The sequence below is a fragment of the Parapedobacter koreensis genome, from assembly GCF_900109365.1.
Lineage (GTDB): Bacteria > Bacteroidota > Bacteroidia > Sphingobacteriales > Sphingobacteriaceae > Parapedobacter > Parapedobacter koreensis.
Map to the genome: position 1 here is coordinate 146,106 of NZ_FNZR01000011.1, position 24,675 is coordinate 170,780.

The following is a 24,675-nucleotide window of genomic DNA, read 5'->3' on the forward strand; positions in this document are numbered from 1 at the left end:
AAAATAAAGCGCATCGTACAGGTGCACAATGACCGATTGGTGGTTGGGAAATTATGGTTTATGGTTGGGTGTTTTCAAACAGCACCTGTAATTGGACTCCTGATCCGTCTTTGATTTGAAACCTTGCTCTTTAATGAAATAAGCCCCCGGCATACCGGGCGGTGTACCAGGGGCTTTTATCTACTTGTTATCTACTTATGAAAATCTTTATTTGCTGTTACTGACTTTACTCCCATCTTCAACAAGAGTTCATCTTTTCTAGACCGCGACACGTTCAAGTGCTCACCATCTGACATTACTACTACGCTGGTCTTGAATTTTTTGAAATGGCTGATCTTCCTTATATTCACCATGGATGAGTGGTGTATCCGTATAAAATATGGGTCGGGCAACATGTGCCCAATTTCACTCAATGATTTGGAAATAAGTATTTTACGTCCATCAACCAACACAAACTGAGTGTAGGCTCCATCTGCCTTGCAATAGAGAACATCATCGGTATCGATAAATTCATAGCCATTGCGGTTTGGCAGCGCAATTCGTTGTTGATCGCCTGTTGTCCGGAGCAATTGCAGCAAACTGGTAATGCGTGTTGCTTGACTGGTATTTTCCCTTAAGTATTTTGATACCCGACTTACAGCTTCTGTAAGCTCAGTACCATCGACCGGTTTAAGCAGGTAGTCCATCGCATTCACCCTTATGGCTCTCAGCGTAAATTCGTCATATGCCGTGGTAAAAATCACCTGAAAGTGACAGCGGTCCTCCTTCAAGGCTTCCAATAACTCGAACCCATCCATGACGGGCATGTCGATGTCGAGGAAAATCAGATCGGGCCGATGCTCCACAATAGCCAGCATACCTTCTTTGGCTGAGTTACAGGTTGCAATCACTTCAATTTGCGGACAGAGACGGTTTATGTCATGCAGTAGTGCCGTCACACAGTGCGGCTCATCGTCAATAATTAGGGTTCGTATCATATCATAGGCGTGATTTAAAGATCAAAGACACACAAGTTCCGGTCGCCAAGCATTGCTTATCCATCTTGTCTTCGATAGCGATACCGATATTGTGACGGTTAAGTGTATTATGCAGTTTCAGGCGATGTTCCACCAATATCATGCCCTTGGATTCATGCCGTGACCTCCGTTTCATCTTCAACAAAGCAGACTGTCTGCGGCCGACGCCGTCGTCATCGATTTGACATACGACGTCGTTCCCTCGCCGGTTTACTGTCATGGTGATTTTCCCCTTACCTTCTTTGGGCAGGATTCCATGGATAACTGCATTTTCAACGAACGGCTGCATGATGAGGGGCGGTACACGGATCAACTTGAGATTCAGATCGGGGTCTGTCTCAAACGAACAGGAAAGTTTGTTGCCAAATCGTAATGCTTCCATCTGTACATACAACCGGCAGGTATCCAGTTCCTCCTGCAAAGTAATTTCTTGTTGACTGTTACTTAGCTGGTTGCGGATCAATTTCGAAAATATGGTCAGGTAGGTTATCGCAGCGCCACCTTCCTCTTGCTGGATGAGCGCTTTGATGGAATTGAGGCAATTGAAGATGAAATGTGGGTTCATCTGGGAGCGAAGTGCACGTGCTTTCAATTCCATTGCCTCCCGTTCAAAAGCCATACGTTCCTGATCTTTTCTACGGATAGCCCGCAACCGCAGGCTAAGAGCGACCAAAACCAGCGCCGCAATAGCCATTGCCGCAATTATATTAAACCACCACGTCTTCCAAAAAGGTGGCATAATCACAATCGTCAATCGTTTTACATATCTGCTCCATTTGCCCGAAGTATTGCTTGCATTGATGAGCAATATGTACCTGCCAGGGGGGATGCCTGTATAGGTAGCATTGTTTTTATTGCCCACAACTACCCAATCCGTATCGAGCCCCTTCAGCATATAACGGTATTGTAATTTTTCCGGAGCATTAAATTGCAGTGCGGCAAACTCGAATGAAAGAAAGTTCTGGTAGTACGGCAGCGTCAACGTCTGTAGCATATTGATCGGCTGCGCCAACGGCAACGCCGGATCGCCATAGCCTGCTGGTTTATTGTTGATGAGGATGTCCGTCAGCATCGTATTTGGCTCAAAATTATCATCACGCATGTCCTCCGGGGCAAAATGGGTATAGGATGTAGTCCCACCGAAGGCCAGTTGACCATTGGGAAAGGCGAAATAATGGAACCGGTTGCACTCAATCAATGGGCTGATACCCTGTGGTGTATACCTGTTTACATGGCCTGTCGACGGGTTAATCGAGAAGATACCATTATTGCTGCTGCACCACAACAGGCCATCCCTTCCGGGTAAAATGGCATACACGGTATTATTGGGCAAGCCATCGCGCATACTGAAAAGCCGATAGGTCTGCAAACGCGTATCAAAACGGATGATGCCATCCGAATAAGTACCCAACCAAAGGATATCGGGATGGTTTGGGTCTTGTTGTATCGTCAACAGATGGATTGCCGGCCGTTTATTGAAAAAGTGCGTGACTTTCTCCGTTTTAAGGTTATAACAGAGGAGCCCGAGCGTGTTGCATATCCAGAACGTATCGTCATCAGTCATCACCATCCCGCCGATTTCCGTCTGCTGGTCCGGAGCATATCGATGTTGGATCGGTTCGCGGACAGTCGCGATATGACGGACCGTATCAAAGTGGATAGGCCGAAAGAGATGATCGAGCCCCCAAAGTTCTCCGGAAGGTGCCAACGCCAGCGCATCGATGCCCTGATTGGCTTCGGTCGATTTGTTTTTATACACATACATTTCCCGTTGAAGAACTCCATTGTAATAGCGCAACAAATCGGGTGTTTCCACACGCTCTACACCGGCTTTGGCCAACCACATCCGACCGTCCCCACTGCGCGCCCACCGCATGAGGTAAGCATTCATCCCATGGAGAAACGTCTGCTCGATGACATGTGCTTCCACCCCCTGGTCAAGTAAGATATCGACGGGAAAGCTATTATTGGTATACCGTTGCGCAGGCATCTGTTTAAGGTAAATGTCCAACTGCCGGATACCCCAGCCATTGGACCCTTCCCACAATACGCCGGACCGATCGAGGCACATAGCAGTCTTCCGGTAGTCCACATCGACCATGCCTGTATCCAGTACGGTCAGCTGGTTGGAACGGTCGAGGTAGAATGTATAGTTGTTGTGGGCGATCACAAAATTTTCTTCTGCATCCAGCAATATGGTAGGTTGGACATAATATTCCTTTGCCGGCAATGGAAACACCATAAAGTCCGCCCTTTTTTTGCTGTATAAAATGAGCCTGCTGTCATCGGGGATCAACATATCTCCGTTTGACCGGACAGTGGGCGAAGTGTCTTTCCACCACACATCCGGATCATACAGGCGAGGATCGTCAAACCCGAACACAATACGAGCCTTCATCCGGAACCGGCTGTCTATATACACCATGGATTCGTCGAGTATCAGGAGAAAATCATCACCAACCTGCGCCATGCCGTTGATGCGGCTTTCTCCGAATAAACGGAGCAAGGAGGCCGCATCGTAACGGATAAGCCGATAGCCCCGGAGATCGACAACAAAAAGCTCGCCGGTCTTACTAAGCATCCAATGTCGCCCTAAGTTGTCCTTCAAAATAGGGCTATCCTGCTTTAGGCTGTCCTTCAACATGCGATAAGGCGGCAGCGAGGTAAGGTGCATAATCTCTTCTGTCTGCACATCCAAAATATCTATATCTCCCCCATTGCCGTAGCGGATCCAGAGTAAGCCATCTCGGTCTAACGAAAATTTACTGATGATACTGCCCGTCAAGGAAGCACTATCCATCCGGTCGTGCCGAAATTGCTTGAAATTGCGCCCGTCGTAGCGGGCCAGCCCATCACGCGTGCCAATCCACATGAAGCCTTCGTTGTCTTGGGCAATGCCACTGATATACGACTGTGGGAGACCGTCCGATACAGAGAGGCTCCGGTAGGTCATCGGGATAGGTTGCGCAAAACCACGAACGGCAAGAAGCAAGCAAGTTAACCCAGCAAAGAGTATGGCATAGATAGGACGCACCTGTACTACAAAAGCAGATTTTTGATTATGTAATTATGATTTTAATCTTCAAAGATAGCAAAAAATAAGGGCACAATAGTGCAAGTATTACCCCTGAAAAACCGATCTTGATGGCAGACCAACGATCGTAGCGTAGACATGGGTTCATTAATTATCGAACGTTATGATGATCAAAAGCGACAGTATTGCCTGCTTTCATGTACCGAAAATAACGTGTGCCCTAAAGGTGTACAACTGTTGATTGGCCGTTGGACGGCTTAGGTTTATGGTTGGATGTTTTCGGATGATATCCGAAACAGCGACAGTAGCAGGACTTCTGTTTTATGTTGAAACCGTTTTAGCTTACTTAATCCCCATTTTCAACAGCAGCGGATCTCTTTTTGACCGTGATACGTTCAACTGGTCACCATTGACCATCACCACTACGCCTGTCCTTAATTTTTTGAAATGGCTTATCTTCTTGATATTGACTATCGTAGAATGGTGTATGCGCATAAAAAGCCGACCGGGGAGCACGCTTTCCATTTCACCCAGCGCCTTGGAAAGAAAGACCACACGATCGCTCGTCAATACCAAATGTGTATAGGCACCGTCTGCCCGGCAATAGATGATATCGCTTATGTTGATAAATTCATACCCGTCGCGATCAGGGATGGCAATTCGCTGGTCGTCGGTATGCTGTAGCTGTTCGAGGAGGTTCGTGATACGTTCATCGGGATGGGCATTGCTTTTCAGGTGCCTCTCCACGTGATTTACCGCTGCTTTCAGATCCACGCCGTCAATGGGTTTCAATAGGTAGTCCATCGCATGCACACGGATGGCCTTCAAGGCAAATTCGTCGTAAGCCGTCGTAAAAATAACCTGAAACCTGCGTCCCTCCTCCAGCGCCTCCAGCAACTCAAACCCATCCATCAAGGGCATCTCAATGTCGAGAAAAACCAAATCAGGCTTGTATTTTTCAATGGCCGCGATGCCCGTCGCTCCCGAAAAACAGGCGGCGACGACCTCAACCTGCGGACAGAAGTAGGCCAGATCATGCTGGAGTGAGGTTACACAATGTGGTTCATCGTCGATAATGATAGCGCGTATCATGGCTGCAATTTAAATAAAAGTGACACACATGTTCCCGCCGCCAGCCGATTTTCATCCAGCTTATCGTCGATGGTGATGTCGATGTTATGACGGCTCAGGGTATTGTGCAGTTTCAGGCGATGCGTGGCCAGCAATGTGCCTTTTGACTCATGCCTTGCTTTACGTTTTGACTTCAATAGTGCGGCTTGTTCACGGCCTATCCCATTGTCATCGATGCGGCATACCACATTATCTCCCTGCTGCTGCACGGTGATGGCCACAGACCCATTGCCTGCCTTGGGCAGGATACCATGGACGATGGCATTTTCCACAAACGGCTGGATAATGAGGGGTGGTACCTTCAATGCCGCCAGATTGACGTGGGGATCCGCCTCGAACAGGCAGGAAAGCTTATCGCCAAACCGCAGGGCCTCCAATTGCACGTACAGCAGGCAAGTATCCAATTCTTCCTGCAGACTGATTTCTTTTTGGGTATTGCTGAGTTGGTTGCGTATAAGCTTCGAAAAAGTGGTTAGATAGGCTACCGCGGCACGCTTTTCACCCTGTTGGATAAGCGACTTGATGGAACTCAGGCAGTTGAAAACAAAGTGTGGATTCATTTGCGAGCGGAGTGCGCGCGCTTCGAGCTCCATGGTTTCGCGTTCATAGGCCATCCGGGCCTGATCTTTCTTGCGGATGGCGCGCAGTTGCTGTCTCACCAGCAGGAAAACCAGTATGCCGCTGGCCAGTACGGACAACGTGATAAACCACCAGGTCTTCCAAAAGGGGGGCGTAATGATGATGGGGAGTTCCTTTATATGACTGCTCCATTTGCCCGACGTATTGCTCGCGTTGATGAGGAGCGTATACTCCCCGGGCGGCACGCCCGTATAGGTAGCCACATTTTTATTTCCCGCCAACACCCAGTCGGTATCAAATCCTTCCAGCTTGTACCGGTATTGCAGTTTTTCGGGTGCATTGAATTGGAGCGCAGCAAATTCAAACGACAGGAAATTCTGGTGATAAGGTACCCGAAGCCGTTGCAATGCGTTGATGGGCCGATCCAGGGGAAACTCCGGGTTTCCGTAGTGTGCAGGCTTATTATTGATAAAAATCCCTGTTAGTGCCGTATTGGGCTCGAAATGATCGTCGCGCATGTCGCTCGGCGCAAACCGGGTGTAAACACCCGTACCCCCAAAGAGCAACTTGCCGTCCGGAAAAACAAAACAATGAAAGCGGTTGCACTCCACCAGCGGCGTATTACCCTGTGGAATATAGCCATGCACCTGGTAAGTCTCCGGATTGAAGGAGAAGATGCCCTTGTTGCTGCTGCACCAAAGGACACCGCGCGCATCCGGGATAATGGTATAGACGGTGTGGTTGGGCAATCCATCGCGGGCCTTGAAAAACCGGTAGCTCCCCGTGCGCTTGTCAAAGCGGATGAGTCCATCCGAATAGGTGCCCAGCCACAAGATATCCGGATCCCGGGGATCCTGCTGGATGGCAAGCAGGTGGACTGCCCGCTTGTCTTCGATAAAGTGTGCCACCGAACCTGTCCGCAAATGATAACGGATGAGCCCGCGTGCGCTGCATATCCAAAACGTATTGTCGCCATCGGCAACCATCCCGTTGATCTCATTGAACCGGTCTTTTAAATAACCAAGCGCAAGGGGAGGATAAACGGTAGCCGTATCCGTAGCCTCATCAAACCGGATGAGGCGAAATCGGTGATCCAATCCCCACAAATCGCCCCCGGGATCGACGGCCAGTGCATCGATTCCCTGATTGGGCTGGGGGGACAAATTATGATATACAAAGTGCTCCTGCCGTAAAATCCCGTCGTGGTAGCGCAATAAATTGGGTGTCCGTACGCTGTCCTCCCCAGCCTTGGCCATCCATATTTGGCCGTCCCGTCCATTCACCCACCGGAAAAAATAAGCATTTATACCACGCAGGAAGGTACGATCAACAGCTTCCTGCGCAATGCCCAGGTGATGCAGCACTTCAAAAGGAAAATCAATCTGGTATGCCTGAGAAGGCATGTGCCGGAGGTATACGTCAAATTGCCTGATGCCAAATCCATTGGAGCCTTCCCACAAAACACCCGATCGATCTACACAAAGCGCGGTTTTCACGTATTGATTGCTTGCCATGGTATCCACCAACACCAGTTGGTTGGTCGCCCGGTAAAAATAGTACGAGTAATTGCGGTATGCGACGATAATGTTTTCATCCTTGCCCATCAGCAGGCGCGGCATTATAAAATATTGCTTTACGGGCAACCGGAATACGGTGAATGCCGCTTTTGCTTTTTCAAAAAATACCAGCCGCCCCTGATCGGCAAAAAGCATATCGCCATTTGAACGCACCAGTGGCGAAGTGTCTTTCCAGTCTACCGTGGGGTTATACAGCCTGTTATTGGCGAAATCAAACATCACGCGTTCGCGGACTTGCATGTCGCCGTTTATATATGCCATCGATCGATCCAGCATCAAAAGCATATCATCGCCTACCCGCGCCAATCCGGTAATATAATGCTCATCAAACTGCGGGAACAGACTGGTGGCTGTATGTCGGGTAAGTTGCTTTTCATGAAGATCTACGACAAATAAAGCCCCGTCTTTACTCAGCATCCAGTGCTTGCCGCTGCGATCCTGTACGATGGGGCCGTCCATCTTGATGCTGTGCTTCAATGCGGCATAGGGTACTTCCGCAGAGCAGTGGATAATTTCCTCGGTACGGGTATTCAGGATATCCAGTTCGCCTTCTTCATAGCCAATCCAAAGCAGGCCGTCACGATCAAGCGTAAGTTTCCGGGTGATATTGGATGCCAATGTCGTTGAATCATCGCCGTCATGCCGGAATACCTTAAATTGGCGCCCGTCATAACGTGCCAATCCATCACGCGTGCCAATCCACATAAAGCCTTGCGGATCCTGCACGATGCCGCTCACGTACGATTGGGGCAAGCCATCCGGCACCGTAAGCGTCCGATAAGTCATAGGTGTATATTGTGCAAAACCACTGGCGGCGAAGGTTAAGCACAATACGGCAAAAGCAATGGGACGGAATGGATGCATCGTTCTTACAAAGATAGTGGGCGCTTAATTACTATCCAAAGATTTATCGCTTCAATCGCCAACTATTAACTCAAACGGCACGTCTGTTAAACAAAACTAACCACAGATAAATGCTGTGCTATTTTTTCTATTTAATTAATTATTTTTAACATTTAATTATCCAAATCAAAACTTTCAATTTTTTACATTTTTAAATGAAAACACCAAAAATTTATTACGCTGGTCTATACTTTTTGATCGCAGGCCTTTTTTCCAGTTGTTCGAGTGATGATGATAATCCTTCGCCTGATGTCACGTTTGAATACTTGATTTCGGAAGAAGAGGCTGCCCAGGTTTCCGTAGAGGAGATTAAAGCACGCTTCCCTAACCCGGCCGCTGCTCTGCTTATCGCCAGCGATGTGACAGCTTATCGCGTCACCTACAAAACCCAGTTTCCGGCTGGTAATCCCATCGAAGCGTCAGGCTTAGTCATTATACCGAAAAACAAGACAGAAAATCTGACGCTGCTGGGCTTCCAGCATGGCACGATTACCGCCGACAACGAAGCCCCTTCGTCCTACCTGCCCAACGGCAATATGGAAGCGTACGTCGCCGGTACGGTTGGTGCCTCGCTTGCCAAAGGGTATATCGTGGTGATGCCTGACTATATCGGTTATGGTGTCAGCAGCAATATTCCGCATCCTTACCAGGAAAAGGCGAGTCTGGCGCAAGCATCGCTTGATATGCTTAGGGCAGCAAAAGAACTGGCCATAAGTAAGGAACTGGGCATCAGAAAAGAAGTACGTCTTGTGGGTTACTCCGAAGGCGGGTACGCTACCCTGGCCCTGCATCAAGCCATTGAAGAAAGCGCAGCAGACGAATTTACCGTGGAAGCCAGTTATCCTGCTGCAGGCGCGTATGATATGCTGGGTACGGCTGAATGGGTGGTCAGCCAAAACCGCGATTTGGAAGAAGGTGCAACCGGTCTTTATCTATGGGCACTCGTCACTTACCAACAGCTTTACGGCATAAATGCCCAGCTGACTGACATACTGCAACCCGCTGCGGCTCAATCCGTCGCTACAGCTATTGCCCAGGGAAGTATTACAGCCGCCCAACTATCGAATAATCCGGGCGAAGTATTTACGCCAAGCTTCGCCCAGGGAATCCAGCAGGGCACCAATACTGCGTTTGTCGCTGCGCTTCAGCAAAACAATAGCTATGATTGGAAACCTAATGCTCCGGTGGTGTTTTTCCATGCATTGGCTGACGATATCGTGCCGGTGCTCAATGCCCAAACCGCTGAGTCAACCATGAAAGCCCTTGGCGCCAACGTACAGTTCGTACCACTTGGCAACATCGGCCACCGAGAGGGAGCCAATGCCTATATCCAAGCCGTGGTACCCATGCTGATTCAATAAATCATGTTTTGAAACCATTATCGGGCTGGCTGACTTTTTAGCCAGCCTTTTTTTGTTGCACAAAAAAAAGCACCGCAGCTTTTCAGCATACGGTGCCCCATTGAAAATGACTATGCAATGACAGGTTATGTCAAATCGCGTCGGGAGTAACAGGTGCCGGAATGGGATTATTTACCGGTTTGATGGATTTAAGGTATGCAAAAATAGCAGCCAAATCCTCGTCGCCCACATCCTTGAAGTTTGGCCAGGGCATCGGTGGCAACAGGGGGCGGGAATCTTCCAACCCTTTCCATTTCCCTTCCTTCATGGCCCTCCGGAATTGTTCGAACGTCCAACTGCCTATCCCCGTATCATCCGGTGTGAGGTTGGCAGCATAAGATATCCCCCAAGGCCCTGCTGCTGCGGTACTTTCAATATTGAAGACGACCATCGTACCGGACAATGCCGTGGCTTTGTCAAAGCCCACAAAGGGGCGCGAAGGATCATAGCCAGACAATAGCCGGCTAGTGTCCGGGGCTGGCCCATGTGCCGTCATTACTTTGGGGCTGTGGCAGTCATTACAGCCCCCCACGGTCACCAGGTAACCACCCCTTTTTACTAATTCGACGCTGTCCACCTCCACGGATGCCCCAACGGAAGCCTGCTCTTCTTTTGTCTCGGTATTGCAAGACACAATGGCCCCCAGCAAACCGAACAGTGCAAACGCTGCTTTAATTTTCATGATCTAATGATTATAGTGTTTAGTAGTTATAGCTTGCCGTTTGAGTCTCTCAAAAATACCACTAACATTTCTAAACGGACGATTTGATTTTATAAATACACATTTTCAGTTTATAGTTGACACAAAATAGCGTATACATGAGTCAGCTCTCCGACAATTATACGTAGTTATTGCTGGTTGGCCACGAGCACCAGATGCAAATCAATGCCGGGCAGGATATATTGCGGTGCCTCAGGATCGGATGCATAGTCCATGCCCCATTCCAGCCTGTCTATGGTGATAAGGGCCTCGGCATGGAGCTGGTTGCCGCTGAAATCGACGTTGGCAGGAAAGGTGATGATATTCGCTTTGCCAAGAAAGGTGAGATCACCGGTTACTTCATAGTTGGCACCATCCACCACGTGTTCGCCGCCATCTCCATGGTAGGGGGCGACTTCCCTAATCTGGAACGTAATGTTCGGATACAGCACGGCGTTGAAAAAATCCGCACTCTGCAAGTGGTGCTCCAACTGCTCCTTGAGCTCCCCCTCCAGGTTCAATACGTTGATGGAAGATAGCGGAATGCTGAATGAACCGCCGGTCACCTGATTGTTTTCGGTGGTCACCTCATCGTCGTCGATGGAAATTCTTCCGTGATTGTTGCCTTCCGGCAGGTACCCCCGCCACTCCACATACGAGGTTTCGGTATTGATTTCATAGGTGACCACTGCGGGATTGTCCGCTTCTTTGCAGGCAGACAGCGCTAAAAATGCCACTAAAGCGCCGATAAATTTTTTTTTCATGACTTTATTGATTTTGTTAAAAGCGAGCCTCCACCGGCTTGCGGGGCAAAAGTGAAACAAAGGCAGCGCTTCCAAAAGGTGAATAAGGCTGAACTGAAAAATCCGGTTCCTCAATTGAGAAATGAGGAACTTCAATTGAAAAGGCATCAATCCGGGCGATTCCACACCATGTCCACAGCGCCTGCAACACCATAAACCCCGAATTGCACAGTCCAGTACCTAAATATCACGGTTCAGCCATCCTGGCATTTCAATACAGGCCTAAAAAAAGTATCTTTGTGCCAAGAAAACCAATTCGTCCCATGAAGTACATCGCGTTTACCAAGGAAGATATATTGGTATTGTTTATCATTGTCTTTCCATACCTTTTCGTGGTGAATTATTTATTGCTCGGTACCGGATATTTCCATTTCCCGCTACTGGCAAGTGCTTCCTTGGTAAGCATCGCGATTGGCACGGCTTCATGGGCCACGCACATTATTGCTGCCAACATCATGCGTTATACCATTGCGGGGTATTCCAATACGGTCAAACGGGTGTCCATCCAATTCCCCATATACGTCATGCTATCTTTGTTGCTGGGCCTATCACTCTTTGGCGCATTCCGGGTGCTCGGTTTCATCGCTATCCCGCTTACATGGGCCAACTTCCGTCCGGTATTCATCGCGGGCATCATCCTCAACGTAGCGGCCACCAGCTTCCACGAAGGGCTCTATGCCTTCGATAAATGGAAAGCAGCCATGCTGGAAACCGAACAACTCAAGAAAAATTACCTGCAAAGCCAGCTTGAGGGGCTCAAAAGCCAGGTAAACCCGCATTTTTTGTTCAACAGCCTCAATAGCTTGTCCGCGTTGATTTATACCAATCCGGAAAAAGCCGGGGACTTCCTGGACGAGATGAGCAAGGTATACCGCTACTTACTGCGGTCCAATGAACGTTGGCTGATCCCGCTGCGCGCCGAGATCAACTTTGCGCATTCCTTTTTCCACATGCTCAAAACCCGGTATGAAGATGGCATCCAGTTGACCATCGATGTGCAGGAACAGCTTATGGAATACGTGCTGCCGCCCCTTACTTTGCAAATGTTGTTGGAAAATGCCGTAAAGCACAACGTCATTTCCCGGGAGAGCCCATTGAAAATTGAAATCACAACGACAAGCCCCGATTTGCTGGTCGTAAGCAACAACATCCAGAAAAAGACCACTGCCGTATTGTCCAATGGCATCGGCCTGCAAAATATCATGAGCAAGTACCAACTGCTCAACAATTCGGTGGTCGAAATCGATGATGATGGCCAACAATTTGTCGTGAAGCTCCCTTTGCTAAACCCCCAGAACCATGAATATATTAGTTATTGAAGATGAACGATTGGCGGTAGAGAAACTGTTGCAGGTGCTGCGCAAAGTGCGGCCCACGGCACAAGTCATCGGAGTCGCGGACAGCATTGCTGCGGCGGTAGCTTGGCTCACCGCAAATCCGGGCAAACCCGACCTCATCCTCATGGATATCGAGCTGGCCGATGGCCAGAGCTTTGCCATCTTCGATCAAGTAGCTGTCGAAAGCCCCATTATCTTTGTCACTTCCTATGATGAATATGCCTTGAAGGCCTTCAAAGTAAACAGCATCGACTACCTGCTCAAACCCATCCAACAGGATGATCTGAAGCTGGCTCTTGAAAAATTCGACCGTACGCAAGCGATCTTCAAGGACAACGGCAGGCAACAGGCAGACATCCAGAAACTGATTCAGGAATTGCAAAAAGGAACTGATGCAACCGCCTACCGGAAGCGGTTTCTGGTAAAACACCTTCAGAAACTCATGCCCATCGAGGTGGCCAACATCTCGTATTTCTTTTACGAAGATAGGGTGACTTTTTTCCGCACGCCTGACGGCGTCAATTATATCGTGGATTATCCGGTAGACGAAATCGAAACAATGCTGGATCCCAACATGTTTTTCCGGATCAACAGGGGGATGCTGGTAGCTATCCATAGCATCCACCAAATCAATCCGTATTTTGGAAACCGACTGGAAATCAAATTAAAGCCACAATACGACAAAGAAGTTATTGTAAGCCGTGAAAAAGTCAGCAACTTCAAGGTCTGGCTGGGGAAGTGACGCGGCCGTCAATCCGTCCTGATCACTGGCCACTGACCACCGACCACCGGATAAGCTCAGAACAAAAAGATAATCGCAGCCATCAGGGCTATGCCAATAACGACCATAATCCAAAACATCCGGCTTTCGCTGGCGGTATCTGCACCTTTGTAATGATATTTACGCTTGGGAATGTTCATCATACTATTAATATATTGTTAACAATTGTTATCTCCTATTGTTTGGATGCAAAAATCCCCGTCATTCCACACACCAATTATTCATGGTGGTACGGCTCTCCCTTTAATATGCTGAACGCGCGGTAAAGCTGCTCCACGAAAAACAACCGCACCATCTGGTGGGAAAACGTCATCTTTGACAAAGCGATCCGACCGTTGGCCCGCTGGTACACCGTGTCATCAAAACCATAAGGCCCACCGACTACAAATACCACATGCTGCACACTGCCCACCATCATTTTGTTGAGGTAATCGGCAAATTCCACCGAGCGGTATTCCTTGCCCCGTTCATCCAACAGCACAACGTGATCAGCCGGTGCAAATTGTTTCATCAGCAACGCTGCCTCCCTGGCCTTCTGCTCATCGATACGCAAATGCTTCGTGTTTTTGATATCGGGAATGACCACGATATGGAAGGCGATGTAATGTTTCAATCGATGCTGAAATTTCTCAATGGCAGCCGCAATAGGCGCATCATCCGTCTTACCAATACACAATAGAGTTATCCGCATAACACAAACTTAGACAAAGTTATGGGGAAATACACGGAAAAACGCTAATACCAAAAGTAGTTAAAACAGATTTGGCATCTATTTTGTTTTCGGAAAAGCACTTTTAAACTATTGTATCATAAAATTAATTATTATGAAGAGATTCCTATCCACCTTGTGCGTTAGTCTGCTGGTATGCTGGTATGCCAAAGCGCAGGAGGCACCGTCTGATACCACCTGGCGGATTGCCGGTGAAAACACCTTACTGCTCAACCAAAGCTCATTTTCGAACTGGGCTGCCGGTGGCATCAATTCATTTGCGGCTAATTTGATTTTCAATTACGGCTTCAACTACAAAAAGGATCGCTGGAGCTGGGACAACAAGGTCATCGCTGCTTATGGGCTTACCAAACAGAAATCTGTCGGCTGGCGCAAAAATGACGACCGGATTGTCCTGAATAGCTTATTGGGCTATGAAGCCACAGAACGTTGGCTGTATACGTTTTACCTGAATTTCAATACGCAGTTTGCGGATGGTTTCCAATACGACGGCGATAACAACAGTACGTTAATCTCCACGGCATTTGCCCCGGCTTACCTGAGCTTCGGCCCCGGTTTTGCATATAAGGAGTCGGACAATTTCCGTTTCAACCTGTCGCCGGCGGCAGCCCGTTTCATCTTTGTCACCAACGATGAGCTTTCCAATCAAGGTGCTTTCGGCGTTGACCCGGGCTCGACATCGCGCTTTGAGTTTGGTGCCTCTTTTGATGCCTATTACAAGGTCGATGTCATGGAAAATATCAGTGTAGAAAACATCCTCAAACTGTATTCGAATTACCTCGAAGACCCACAGAATGTGGACGTCGATTACACGTTTAACCTATTTATGAAGGTAAATGACTACATCAGCGTAAACGGCGGCGTACAGTTGATTTACGATGACAACACACTCATTCCCCGCCAAGCAGACGGTGTGATTATACCGGGGTCTGAACGTCCTACACTGCAAGTACGGCAAGTATTGGGAGCTGGGATTACGTATAAGTTTTAGAAGTCGCGAACCGGGAGGTGCTATTCCTCCCGTTCGAGTATAACGAAAACGTCTTCGTTTTCTTTCTTCATCTTATACTTTTCGCGGGCTATCCGTTGGAGTTCCTGCGGGCTGGTATTCAAATCATGGATGGTCTTGGTTACCCGTTCGATTTCGGTTGTGTAAAACGCCTTTTCGGCTTTCAACCCTTTCAGCTGGCTGTAATAATCGTATTGGGTGGCTACATCGTGCCGATCAAAGAAAAGCATCCATACGACAAATGCTACGGCCGCGATGAGGTATTTATTCCGGATAATGGACAGTAGTCGCTCCATAGTACAAAATAGTGCAAAAATTTTTACAATTCCAAATTAGACATTCCACGCCGCTATTGCGCTGTTGACGCTTCAGCATCCGTGGCTGTTCTTTTCCGTCCGAGCCTGCTATAACAGCGACGGCACATCGCCAAACCGGTAGTTCAGCCCGATTTCGTGTGTATTGTTATTAATACCACGGCTCAGTCCTTCATTTCGTGCACCGAACAGGTAGCTGTAACCGATGCCAAAGCGTTTCACGTTGATGCGGGCAAGTCCTGCCAAACCGTTATAACTCCGGATGTTGATACCCAGCCCGACTGCATGCCTGGCGAAGAACATCGCCGATACCTCTGCCTGCGGGCGTAAACTCTCCGAATAGGTCACGAGCAAAGATGGCCGGAACTGAAAGTCTCCGCCCGACCCGAAGACTGCTCCGGCCGTTAAGTGGTAGATGTTTCTGAAATGATAGCGACTGTCGCTCCCGACCCCCAAGCTGCCCAGCATCAGCCGCGGCAGCGACAGCCCGACATAATACCGGTCCGGCCGGTAAAGCACCACTCCAAAGCCCATCAACGCGTCCGTCTCCCGCACGTCCTCACGGAAAGCCCCGTCCTGCGGATCCAGTTGCGAGAAGCGACCATCCAGGTAGCTGAAACCCGCACTCAACGAAAGGCCTAAGTGCTCTGTCTCCGAAATACGTACCGATTTGGCGAAGAACACCGAAACTTCCGTCAGCTCCTCCACCGCGAGGATCTCGTGGCGGAGATTCACCCCGGCTGTAGCGCCAAAGCTGCGAAAACCCACGTGCCCGCTCCCCCAGTAGACTGTGGGCGCACCCTCCAGCCCAACCCACTGCCGCCTGCCAAGCATGGATATCCCACCCTCTGGCTCCATTAGGCTCTCCGCAGCGTTTTGCGGTGTGCGGACATCACTGTACTGCGTCGGCGTCAAAGGTTGCTGAGCCACAACGGCCGCCGCAGCGGTTATCCCAACCACCAACGATACGATCCTTTTCATATAACTGCCGTATAACACCCTATACCTCATATCTAATATTTCAATACAAACCATCCCTTATCGTACTTCCATGTGTCCCCCACTTTCACCTCGACCATATAGAAATACGTCCCGGCAGGTACCCGGAGCTGGCCTGTACCAATACCCCGGAATGCGATGCGCTCATTATCATAGCCCGATGCCTCCCAAACAATGGTGCCATTGCGGTTAAATAACGTTACCCGATTCTCCGGATAGTCACGGATACCCTCAATCGTCAGGGATTCGTTGACGCCATCCCCATTGGGCGACACTGCCGGGTGTACCCGTACAGGGGATGACGATGCCGGATCCACGACACGTACCGTGATGGTCACAGGGGCAGCCGTCTCGTGGTTGGCATCCCCTGCCTGTGTGGCTGTAATCCGTATCGTGCCCAAACGGTGGATGGTTAATGTGTTGCCACTCAATGTCGCTACCTGTTCGTCGTCAATGGCCAAGGAAACAGGTAGGCCACTTGTCGCCGAAACCACCAACTGGATGCTTCCGGCATCACGGGAAACCTCACCCACTTCCGCAAATGTGATGCTTTGTGGGGCTCTGAGTACGGTCAATAGCTGGTTTATTTGCGGCCGGTTGTCGTAGTTGCCGTTTTCCGGAACGGTCGCCGTGATGGTCGCACTGCCCGCGCCGATCATACGGATGAGGCCATCTACGATTATAGCGACCGATTCATCACTGCTTACATAGGTCACGGATTCCCCGGTGCTGGCTGTGGCGCCGGCGCTGAAATCAGCATCACCGTAAGTTTTTTCGGGCAATGCGGGGAAGTACAGTGCCCGTGAGGCTGGAATAATTTCCAATGTTGCCGTCAGCTCCATATCTTGGTAAGTATTGCCTCCGTCAATCACGGCCGTAACCGTTTGGATACCCACATCCGTCCTTCCATTGTTGGTATACGTTACCGTAACACCTTCGGGCAATTCCCCGGTAACGGCCAGCAACTTCTGCGTACCGTCGTAAACGAGGCGACGATTGGGAAATGCAATGGAAAGTGTTGGCATAGCCGTGATTTCCAGTGTCGCCCTCAGCACCAGATCCTCATAGTTATTACCGCCGTCGATGACAGCAGTCACAGTATACGTACCTGCCTCGATCCGTCCGTTGCCATTGTAGCTGACGACTACACTTCTTGGCAATGAACCATTGATTTCCAGCGATTTAGCTGTACCGTCGTAAGTGAACCTATTATTGTCGAATGCAATTCCTGCCAATGTAGCCTTGCCGATCACCAGCGTTCCGGTTGCCGCATCCGCTTCGTAGTTGGCGTGGGTCAGCGTGGCCACCACCTCATATTCACCCGCTTCCGACGGAGGCACGGCCGACCCGTCATAGGTCACCGACACGCCCGTGAGGCCCGCTGGCGACGTGGTCACCGTGGCCTGCCGTGCCGTGCCGTCGTAGGTATGGTTCAGGTCCGATAGCGTCAGCGTGGCTGCGGCCTTAGCGATCACCAGTGTGCCGGTCGCTTCCGTTGCTTCGTAGTTGGCGTGGGTCAGCGTGGCCACCACTTCGTATTCACCCGCCTCCGCCGGAGGCACGGCCAACCCGTCATAGGTCACCGACACGCCCGTGAGGCCCGCTGGCGACGTGGCCACCGTGGCCGGCCGTGCCGTGCCGTCGTAGGTATGGTTCAGGTCCGATAGCGTCAGCGTGGCCGTGGCCTTATTGATAACCAGTGTGCCGGTCGCTTCCGTTGCTTCGTAGTTGGCGTGGGTCAGCGTGGCCACCACCGCATAGCTGCCCGCCTCCGTCGGAGGCACGGCAGACCCGTCGTAGGTCACCGACACGCCCGTGAGGCCCGCTGGCGATGTGGTCACCGTGGCCGGCCGTGCCGTACCGTCGTAGGTATGGTTCAGGTCCGATAGCGTCAGCGTGGCCGTGGCCTTGCCGATCACCAGTGTGCCGGTTGCTTCCGTTGCTTCGTAGTTGGCGTGGGTCAGCGTGGCCACCACTTCGTATTCACCCGCCTCCGCCGGAGGCACGGCAGACCCGTCGTAGGTCACCGACACGCCCGTGAGGCCCGCTGGCGATGTGGTCACCGTGGCCGGTTTCCCCGTGCCGTCGTAGGTATGGTTCAAGTCCGATAGCGTCAGCGTGGCTGCGGCCTTAGCGATCACCAGCGTGCCGGTGGCCGCATCCGCTTCGTAGTTATCATGGGTCAGTATAGCGACAACCGCATAGTTGCCCGCCTCCGTCGGAGGCACGGCAGACCCGACGTAGGTCACCGACACGCCCGTGAGGCCCGCTGGCGATGTGGCCACCGTGGCCGCCTTCCCCGTGCCGTCGTAGGTGTGGTTCAGGTCTGATAAGGTCAGCGTGGCTGCGGCCTTAGCGATCACCAGCGTGCCGGTGGCTTCCGTTGCTTCGTAGTTGGCGTGGGTCAGCGTGGCCACCACCGCATAGTTGCCCGCCTCCGTCGGAGGCACGGCAGACCCGTCATAGGTCACCGACACGCCCGTGAGGCCCGCAGGCGATGTGGCCACAGTGGCCGCCTTCCCCGTGCCGTCGTAGGTGTGGTTCAGGTCCGACAGCGTCAGCGTAGCTGCGGCCTTGCCGATAACCAGTGTGCCGGTGGCCGCATCCGCTTCGTAGTTGGCGTGGGTCACCGTGGCCACCACTTCGTATTCACCCGCCTCCGCCGGAGGCACGGCAGACCCGTCGTAGGTCACCGACACGCCCGTGAGGCCCGCTGGCGACGTGGCCACCGTGGCCGGCCGTGCCGTGCCGTCGTAGGTATGTGTCAGGTCCGATAGCGTCAGCGTGGCCGTGGCCTTGCCGATCACCAGTGTGCCGGTTGCTTCCGTTGCTTCGTAGTTGGCGTGGGTCAGCGTGGCCACCACCGCATAGCTGCCCGCCTCCGTCGGAGGCACGGCAGACCCGTCGTAGGTCACCGACACGCCCGTGAGGCCCGCTGGCGACGTGGTTACCGTGGCCGGCCGTGCCGTGCCGTCGTAGGTATGGTTCAGGTCCGATAAGGTCAGCGTAGCCGCAGCTTTATTCACCGTCAGTTGCACGTTTTTCGTGACCGTTTCGTAATTATCCATGTCGTCCGGCACAAAGTTTACCGCCAACGTATGCGTACCGGCGTCCAGCAAATGGCCCGACCCGAACGAGTAGCTAAACGTACCCGGCACGCTTGCCGTGGCGTTCAGCTGGTCCTCGCCCAAAACTGTACCATAGGTAATCGGATCCGGATCCAACCAGGTAATCAACGGCGTACCCTTGTTTACCGTAACGGTCACCGAGACCGTCAGTCCACTTGTATTGGTGAACCACGTATCACCATCCGATGCAGGAGATGCCAGCGGTACATTAAACACATAGTCCCCTGCGATGCCGCCGTTGTAGTTGCCCGCTGCTGCCGGGGGTGCCGTCGTCAGCAGCCAAGTCGCCGTAACAGGGTCGATGCCAACAGATACAAGCTGTCCATCGCTAAGCGTCACCTCCACGGAGAAATCATCGGGCGCCGTGATGTCTCCGAGCGCTGTACCGTGGTTTACGGCAAAGCCATCGTCAACACTCCTGGCGGATACCGCATCTTCATAGGGAGATTCATAGGCACCGAGGTCGATGATGCCCCCCACGATGCGAACATTGCCGGCCACGTCGTTTTCGCCCGACTGTACACCATAACCCGGTGCGTTGGTCTGCGGGTCGCCCGCATTCACCGCCGGACTACCCGCCCGCAGGCGGTAGTCTCCCGCCGTGGTAGGCGCCGAGGCAGGGTCTATTGCCCCCGCAAACAGGGGATCGGCGGCCCTGTTATTACCCCCGTCCGTGCCGATAGCCGGATTCCAGGCGCTGCTGCCACCGCTGTTAGCGATAAGGCTATTGGAAATGACCGGAGCGGAGGTCCCAAAATTAGCTATGGATGCATTGGGAGGACTTGGGGGAGTGCCCGTATGGTTGTTCCAGATGATTGTGTTGGTCAGGATGGGAGAGGCGTCCATGTTAGTCATCCCAGCACCCACACCAACTGACCGGTTGCCACTGATGACCACGTTGGTCAGTGTCGGATGCGAAGCGGAATTGAATACAGCGCCACCGGTGGTACCTACCGCATTGCCACTGATGACCACGTTCGTCAATGTCGGACGGGCATTGTTGGCGTTGTACATCCCGCCCCCCTCAGAACCTATATTGCCGCTGATGACCACGTTCGTCAATGTCGGATGGGCATTGTTTATGTTGTATATCCCGCCGCCCCGGGAAGCGGTGTTATCGCTGATGGTCACATCGGTCAGCGTCGGACTGGCACCGATTTCATTGTACATCCCGCCACCGAAATCGACCGCGGTATTATCGCGGATGACCACATTGACCAGTGCCGGGTTTGAACTGTTGGCATTGGCCATCCCCCCGCCAGAGATATTGGCATGATTGCCATAGATGACAAGGTTTCGCAGTGTCGGGCTGGCACCGACTATGTTGAGCATTCCACCCCCTCTTAAGGCAACTCCCCCGGTAAGCGTAAATCCGTCAAGCACCGAAGCCAGACTAATACCTGCATTGGATACAACACTGTTTCCATTGCCCCGCAACACGGTCTCATAGGCCGCCCAATCGCGGTCTTCCATCGCTGGAGCCGGATTATCCGCACCCGGAACCGGGAAGCCGCCGTATAGCTCCACGCCCTCTTTCATGGTGAATGACCCCCACAATTCGGGCAGGTATTGACCCGCGGCTACCCATATTTCATCCCCCTCCATGGTAGCATCGAGCACACCTTGCAGATCACCCGAAGCATTCTCCCAGGAGGAGCCGTCGCCTGCCCCTCCTTGTTTTACATAGAAAATAATCGGCTCCCAGGGCTTCACCTCCAGCATTCCCGCTTCCAGTGTGATGTCGTAGTTGGGGTCGGACCCGCCCGTCAGCGTAATCGGATAGGTCCCCACCGGAGCGGAGATGGTCGCCGTGGTACCGATGGTTGGCTCAACTGCGAGTTCCGTATCCCCATTCACCAAACCTTCGTAGCTGAACGTAAGCACAGGAACCTCCTCTCCGTACCGTTTCTCCTTGTCGTCCGCGCGGATGGTCAACGCCTTTTTGCCGACCCCAAGCGCAACGGATATGGAAACCGGATCGTATAGTGCGTCTCCTTCCGCATTCACCGTCAACTCCACCTCGCCGGCGCCGACTATCCGTATCTTTCCGTCTACCATCGCTGCGACCCCATTATCGGGTGGCAGACTGAACGTTACCGCCGTCCCCGACGTGGCCGTCGCATCGGGAACGAAATCTTCATCCCCATAGACCTTCCGGATTTCCCCATCCGCAAGGTCGGTAATGTCCACTTGCTGTTGCAGCGTCTGCCGCTCAAAAGCCCCCAGGTCAATGCGGCCACCCACCACCCTGACAGCGCCCGCTAGGTCCGTTTCGCCCGACTGTATGCCATAACCGGGTTCGTTGGTCCGCGGGTCACCCACATTCACCGCGGGACTACCGGTTTTCAAGTGGTAATCATGGTTATCCGGGTCGACAAAGATGTCTTCGGCAATAAGGTCCGGCGGAACATCCGCAATGTTGCCTACGGCATTAGGACCGTCAATTAGGTTGTGGCTGCTGCTTGCGTGTATATTGCCCAAATTATTATAGATATTGGAAGCGCCATTTCCCCAAACAATGCTGTTTACCAACATCGGATACGAATCAATACTGTTTGACATCCCCCCTCCATTAATGGCGGCATTTCCACTGATGGTGACATTGACCAAGTTAGGAGAGGAAGCAAAAATACTCATCATCCCGCCGCCCTCGGCAGCAGACCTGTTCTGAGTGATGATAACGTTGGTTAGCATCGGCATGGACGAAGTCGTGTTCATCATCCCCCCGCCAGAAACATAACATTCGTTTCCGACGATGATGACATTGGTCAGTTTAGGGGAAGAACCGGTGTTGTTAAACACTCCTGATCCGCTGCCCGAAGCTGTATTCTCACGAATGATCGCATTGACCAAAATCGGCGAAGATGAATCAATGTTATACATCCCGCCGCCATTGGATGCCATGTTCCCATGGATGGAAATGTTCGTTAAGGTTGGGGAAGAATTCTTGTTGAATATTCCCCCGCCCAAATTTTGGGGGATCGTTTGTCCATTGACTGTTATATTGGCACCACCATTCGCATGGCCGTCCGCAATCGCAAAGCCATCCAGCAACGCGTCGCCCACATTTCCGGCAGAGATAACCACGTGGCGGGCGTTGTCGGAGTTGTCGTCTTGAGTGCCGAGGTCGCCGCTCAACACCGTACCATCCACGGCAGATCCCTCAACCCCTTCCGGGAGGATGCGGTTATGGCTCAGCTCGGTAATGCCATTATCCGGGTCAAAACCGCCGTATAGCTGTACGTTTTTAACCAGTACGAAGCTGTTGTCGCGGCCGCCGTCGGAAGTGTATTGTCCATCAGCGGCATGGTAACGTGGTTTGTATGTGCCTTTGGCGACATATATCTTAAGCGGCACGGCATCGAATACGGCATTATCGGCATTGTACTGCTCCCTTGCCCAGTTGAGCGCATCGGCCAATTCGGGTATGGCATTGGCCCAGGAACTACCATCCCCGATGCCCCCTTTCTTTACATACAAGGTGTTGTCCGTCGGTCGCACAAGTGTAACGGCATCTCCAGCTTGGTACTCATACGCCCCCATATCAACGGCGGCGGCACGGATGCGCGGATTGCCGGACAAATCGGCATTCACGTTGACGAAACTGTTGTTGCCCGTGTTGATGGCCGGACTACCCGGCTTTAGGGTTAGGTCGCCGCCCGCAGCATCAATGAACACGTCATCTTCGGTTATATCCGTGGCATCCAGATTGCCGTTGGAAACATCCGCATTACCTTCCAGCAGACTGTATTGCAACGTGTACGCGGCACCGATTTCGTTGTAAATACTGCCAAAGATCACACTGTTCCTTATCGTGGGCGGGCCGCTGTACTGATTATGGCTAGCGATTGCTGCACCCTGTGCCGCTGTATTGCCCCATACCGTCGTGTTGTATAAATTAGGGCCTGCGTTGTAGTTGAATACCCCGCCTCCTTCGTTGGCTGTATTCTCGGTCACCAGCACGTTGATCAACGTCGTGATGGAGCTACCATCGCACATGAGGCCGCCACCTTTATCGGCCCTATTCCCTTTGATAAGTGAGTTTGTTATGCGGACAGTACCTCCCTTGTTGTCGAGCCCGCCGCCATATTCCCCTGCGGTATTGCCGATGATGGTCATGTTATTGAGGCCGATATTTACCCCCGCGCCGTCGTTCCAAAGCCCGCCACCATCGCGCCGCGCATGATTCCCCGTGAGCGTAATCCGGTCAAGTTCGATACGTGTGTTACTAGCAGCATGTATTCCGCCACCGGTAGCCGAAGCAGCATTTTCCCGGATAACCAAATCCGATAAAATAGGCGATGAAGCATTGAGGTAGATTGCCCCGCCCAAACCGGAGGTTCCATATGCCCAATTGCTGCTGAAAGCAGCGTTGTTTACCCTTGGCGACGAAGCACTGCGGTTCACCATTCCCCCACCGTCCCAAATGGCCGCATTCGCATAGAACAGCACATTGGTTACCGTAGGTGACGCAGCCAAGCAGTATAACCCACCACCTTCGCCCTGCCAGGCCGTATGGCCATTTACAGTAATGTCGCTGACCCCGTTTGCATTGCCCCCGCTGATGGTAAAGCCATCCAGTATCGTACTGGACCGGGCGGCCACATCAATAGCCGAAGCGACCAATACATGATAGGAATTGTCTTCTATATTACTGATAACTAACGTCTCGCCACCTCCATCCACTAAATCATCGTCATCAAAATCACCGGACAGAATGGTTTGGTTAGCCGTCCAATCCCGCTCTCCCAACGCGCCTTCCACGCCGGAAAACCCGCCATAAAGCTGTGTATGGCTCACCAGCAGAAAGGCATTGTCGCGCCCGGCCGGATTACCGAAATTGTCATTGGCGGGGCTGTACATGGGCTTATAGACACCGCTGGCCACCCAGATCTGCAAAGGGGCCTCCGCCGTCCATTCGCTTTCATGCTCCTTCGCCCATTTCAATGCGTCGGCCAGTTGGGGGATGGCATTTTCCCAGCTATCACCCGAGCCGTTGCCTCCATTTACATGTTGATCAACGTAAAGGATATTAGCAGCATGCGTAACTAATAAACCGGCACGGGCATAACTTTCTGTAAGGCGTTGGGCGAAACCAACAGTAAGTGCAAAACAGTAAAAAAAACCGAGCAATAGCGGCTTGGGGTTCATCTTGTCTTTTTTATAGGGCAAAAATCGATTGGGCCAAACACCCGATTCGGATTCCACTACAAAATAAGAACAGCCGGCAACCA

The 24,675-nt window shown here is 51.7% G+C and carries 15 protein-coding genes; 4 read left to right on the forward strand and 11 right to left on the reverse strand.

The genetic code is table 11. The features are described 5' to 3' along the window. Window positions 1-191: 191 nt before the first annotated feature. The 4 genes from BMW65_RS21255 to BMW65_RS21270 all read right to left on the reverse strand — a co-directional run bounded on the left by BMW65_RS21255 (window position 192) and on the right by BMW65_RS21270 (window position 8,201). The gene (locus tag BMW65_RS21255; RefSeq protein WP_090608707.1) at window positions 192-977 is read right to left on the reverse strand and encodes a LytR/AlgR family response regulator transcription factor; all 786 of its coding nucleotides are present in this window, start codon (window positions 975-977) and stop codon (window positions 192-194) included. Window position 978: 1 nt separating this feature from the next. Further along, window positions 979-3,969, reverse strand: coding sequence for a sensor histidine kinase (locus BMW65_RS21260; protein WP_090608709.1), 2,991 nt, complete (start codon window positions 3,967-3,969; stop codon window positions 979-981). A 423-nt stretch (window positions 3,970-4,392) separates the two neighbouring features. Next, window positions 4,393-5,142 (reverse strand): LytR/AlgR family response regulator transcription factor, encoded by a 750-nt coding sequence (locus BMW65_RS21265; protein ID WP_090608711.1) that lies wholly within the window; start codon window positions 5,140-5,142, stop codon window positions 4,393-4,395. Then, window positions 5,139-8,201 carry a sensor histidine kinase gene (locus BMW65_RS21270; RefSeq protein ID WP_090608713.1) on the reverse strand — a complete coding sequence of 1,021 codons (3,063 nt, stop codon included), beginning with the start codon at window positions 8,199-8,201 and terminating at the stop codon, window positions 5,139-5,141. Before BMW65_RS21270 ends, BMW65_RS21265 begins: the two co-directional genes overlap by 4 nt. Before the next feature lie 194 nt (window positions 8,202-8,395). Here BMW65_RS21270 and BMW65_RS21275 point away from each other — a divergent pair, with 194 nt between their 5' ends. Further along, window positions 8,396-9,601, forward strand: coding sequence for a lipase family protein (locus BMW65_RS21275; RefSeq protein ID WP_090608715.1), 1,206 nt, complete (start codon window positions 8,396-8,398; stop codon window positions 9,599-9,601). 130 nt (window positions 9,602-9,731) lie between these two features. Here the strand turns inward: BMW65_RS21275 and BMW65_RS21280 are convergent, their stop codons facing one another. Beyond that, window positions 9,732-10,322 carry a diheme cytochrome c-553 gene (locus BMW65_RS21280; RefSeq protein ID WP_090608717.1) on the reverse strand — a complete coding sequence of 197 codons (591 nt, stop codon included), beginning with the start codon at window positions 10,320-10,322 and terminating at the stop codon, window positions 9,732-9,734. A gap of 167 nt (window positions 10,323-10,489) precedes the next feature. Continuing rightward, on the reverse strand, window positions 10,490-11,104 hold the full coding sequence (locus tag BMW65_RS21285; RefSeq protein ID WP_177181249.1) for a YceI family protein: 615 nt from the start codon (window positions 11,102-11,104) through the stop codon (window positions 10,490-10,492). Window positions 11,105-11,406: 302 nt separating this feature from the next. Between BMW65_RS21285 and BMW65_RS21290 the strand changes: the two genes are divergently transcribed. Continuing rightward, window positions 11,407-12,462 carry a sensor histidine kinase gene (locus tag BMW65_RS21290; RefSeq protein ID WP_090608720.1) on the forward strand — a complete coding sequence of 352 codons (1,056 nt, stop codon included), beginning with the start codon at window positions 11,407-11,409 and terminating at the stop codon, window positions 12,460-12,462. Beyond that, window positions 12,443-13,222: a LytR/AlgR family response regulator transcription factor gene (locus BMW65_RS21295; RefSeq protein WP_090608722.1), complete on the forward strand. Its 780-nt coding sequence runs from the start codon at window positions 12,443-12,445 to the stop codon at window positions 13,220-13,222. The genes BMW65_RS21290 and BMW65_RS21295 overlap by 20 nt, the downstream gene beginning before the upstream one ends. A 56-nt stretch (window positions 13,223-13,278) precedes the next feature. On the opposite strand, the gene BMW65_RS24730 is transcribed toward BMW65_RS21295, so the two are convergent. Together BMW65_RS24730 and rlmH are read right to left on the reverse strand one after the other, a co-directional pair. After that, entirely contained in the window at window positions 13,279-13,404 is a 126-nt protein-coding gene (locus BMW65_RS24730) for a hypothetical protein (RefSeq protein WP_262497348.1), read from the reverse strand. A 74-nt stretch (window positions 13,405-13,478) separates the two neighbouring features. Continuing rightward, entirely contained in the window at window positions 13,479-13,952 is a 474-nt protein-coding gene (gene rlmH / locus BMW65_RS21300) for a 23S rRNA (pseudouridine(1915)-N(3))-methyltransferase RlmH (RefSeq protein WP_090608724.1), read from the reverse strand. Window positions 13,953-14,085: 133 nt separating this feature from the next. Here rlmH and BMW65_RS21305 point away from each other — a divergent pair, with 133 nt between their 5' ends. Next, window positions 14,086-14,982 (forward strand): DUF3078 domain-containing protein, encoded by an 897-nt coding sequence (locus BMW65_RS21305; protein WP_090608726.1) that lies wholly within the window; start codon window positions 14,086-14,088, stop codon window positions 14,980-14,982. Window positions 14,983-15,002: 20 nt separating this feature from the next. Here BMW65_RS21305 and BMW65_RS21310 read toward each other — a convergent pair whose 3' ends face one another. The 3 genes from BMW65_RS21310 to BMW65_RS21320 all read right to left on the reverse strand — a co-directional run bounded on the left by BMW65_RS21310 (window position 15,003) and on the right by BMW65_RS21320 (window position 24,592). Further along, entirely contained in the window at window positions 15,003-15,296 is a 294-nt protein-coding gene (locus BMW65_RS21310; RefSeq protein ID WP_090608728.1) for an FtsB family cell division protein, read from the reverse strand. A gap of 108 nt (window positions 15,297-15,404) precedes the next feature. After that, window positions 15,405-16,295: a PorP/SprF family type IX secretion system membrane protein gene (locus BMW65_RS21315; protein WP_177181250.1), complete on the reverse strand. Its 891-nt coding sequence runs from the start codon at window positions 16,293-16,295 to the stop codon at window positions 15,405-15,407. Window positions 16,296-16,327: 32 nt separating this feature from the next. Beyond that, window positions 16,328-24,592 (reverse strand): MBG domain-containing protein, encoded by an 8,265-nt coding sequence (locus BMW65_RS21320; RefSeq protein WP_143053966.1) that lies wholly within the window; start codon window positions 24,590-24,592, stop codon window positions 16,328-16,330. Window positions 24,593-24,675 lie beyond the last annotated feature (83 nt).

Excerpts from the sequence above, each read along its gene's own strand:
- BMW65_RS21255 (WP_090608707.1), bottom strand. The coding sequence starts at position 977 with ATGATACGAACCCTAATTATTGACGATGAGCCGCACTGTGTGACGGCA.
- BMW65_RS21260 (WP_090608709.1), bottom strand. The coding sequence starts at position 3,969 with ATGACCTACCGGAGCCTCTCTGTATCGGACGGTCTCCCACAGTCGTAT.
- BMW65_RS21265 (WP_090608711.1), bottom strand. The coding sequence starts at position 5,142 with ATGATACGCGCTATCATTATCGACGATGAACCACATTGTGTAACCTCA.
- BMW65_RS21270 (WP_090608713.1), bottom strand. The coding sequence starts at position 8,201 with ATGCATCCATTCCGTCCCATTGCTTTTGCCGTATTGTGCTTAACCTTC.
- BMW65_RS21275 (WP_090608715.1), top strand. The coding sequence starts at position 8,396 with ATGAAAACACCAAAAATTTATTACGCTGGTCTATACTTTTTGATCGCA.
- BMW65_RS21280 (WP_090608717.1), bottom strand. The coding sequence starts at position 10,322 with ATGAAAATTAAAGCAGCGTTTGCACTGTTCGGTTTGCTGGGGGCCATT.
- BMW65_RS21285 (WP_177181249.1), bottom strand. The coding sequence starts at position 11,104 with ATGAAAAAAAAATTTATCGGCGCTTTAGTGGCATTTTTAGCGCTGTCT.
- BMW65_RS21290 (WP_090608720.1), top strand. The coding sequence starts at position 11,407 with ATGAAGTACATCGCGTTTACCAAGGAAGATATATTGGTATTGTTTATC.
- BMW65_RS21295 (WP_090608722.1), top strand. The coding sequence starts at position 12,443 with ATGAATATATTAGTTATTGAAGATGAACGATTGGCGGTAGAGAAACTG.
- BMW65_RS24730 (WP_262497348.1), bottom strand. The coding sequence starts at position 13,404 with ATGATGAACATTCCCAAGCGTAAATATCATTACAAAGGTGCAGATACC.
- rlmH (WP_090608724.1), bottom strand. The coding sequence starts at position 13,952 with ATGCGGATAACTCTATTGTGTATTGGTAAGACGGATGATGCGCCTATT.
- BMW65_RS21305 (WP_090608726.1), top strand. The coding sequence starts at position 14,086 with ATGAAGAGATTCCTATCCACCTTGTGCGTTAGTCTGCTGGTATGCTGG.
- BMW65_RS21310 (WP_090608728.1), bottom strand. The coding sequence starts at position 15,296 with ATGGAGCGACTACTGTCCATTATCCGGAATAAATACCTCATCGCGGCC.
- BMW65_RS21315 (WP_177181250.1), bottom strand. The coding sequence starts at position 16,295 with ATGAAAAGGATCGTATCGTTGGTGGTTGGGATAACCGCTGCGGCGGCC.
- BMW65_RS21320 (WP_143053966.1), bottom strand. The coding sequence starts at position 24,592 with ATGAACCCCAAGCCGCTATTGCTCGGTTTTTTTTACTGTTTTGCACTT.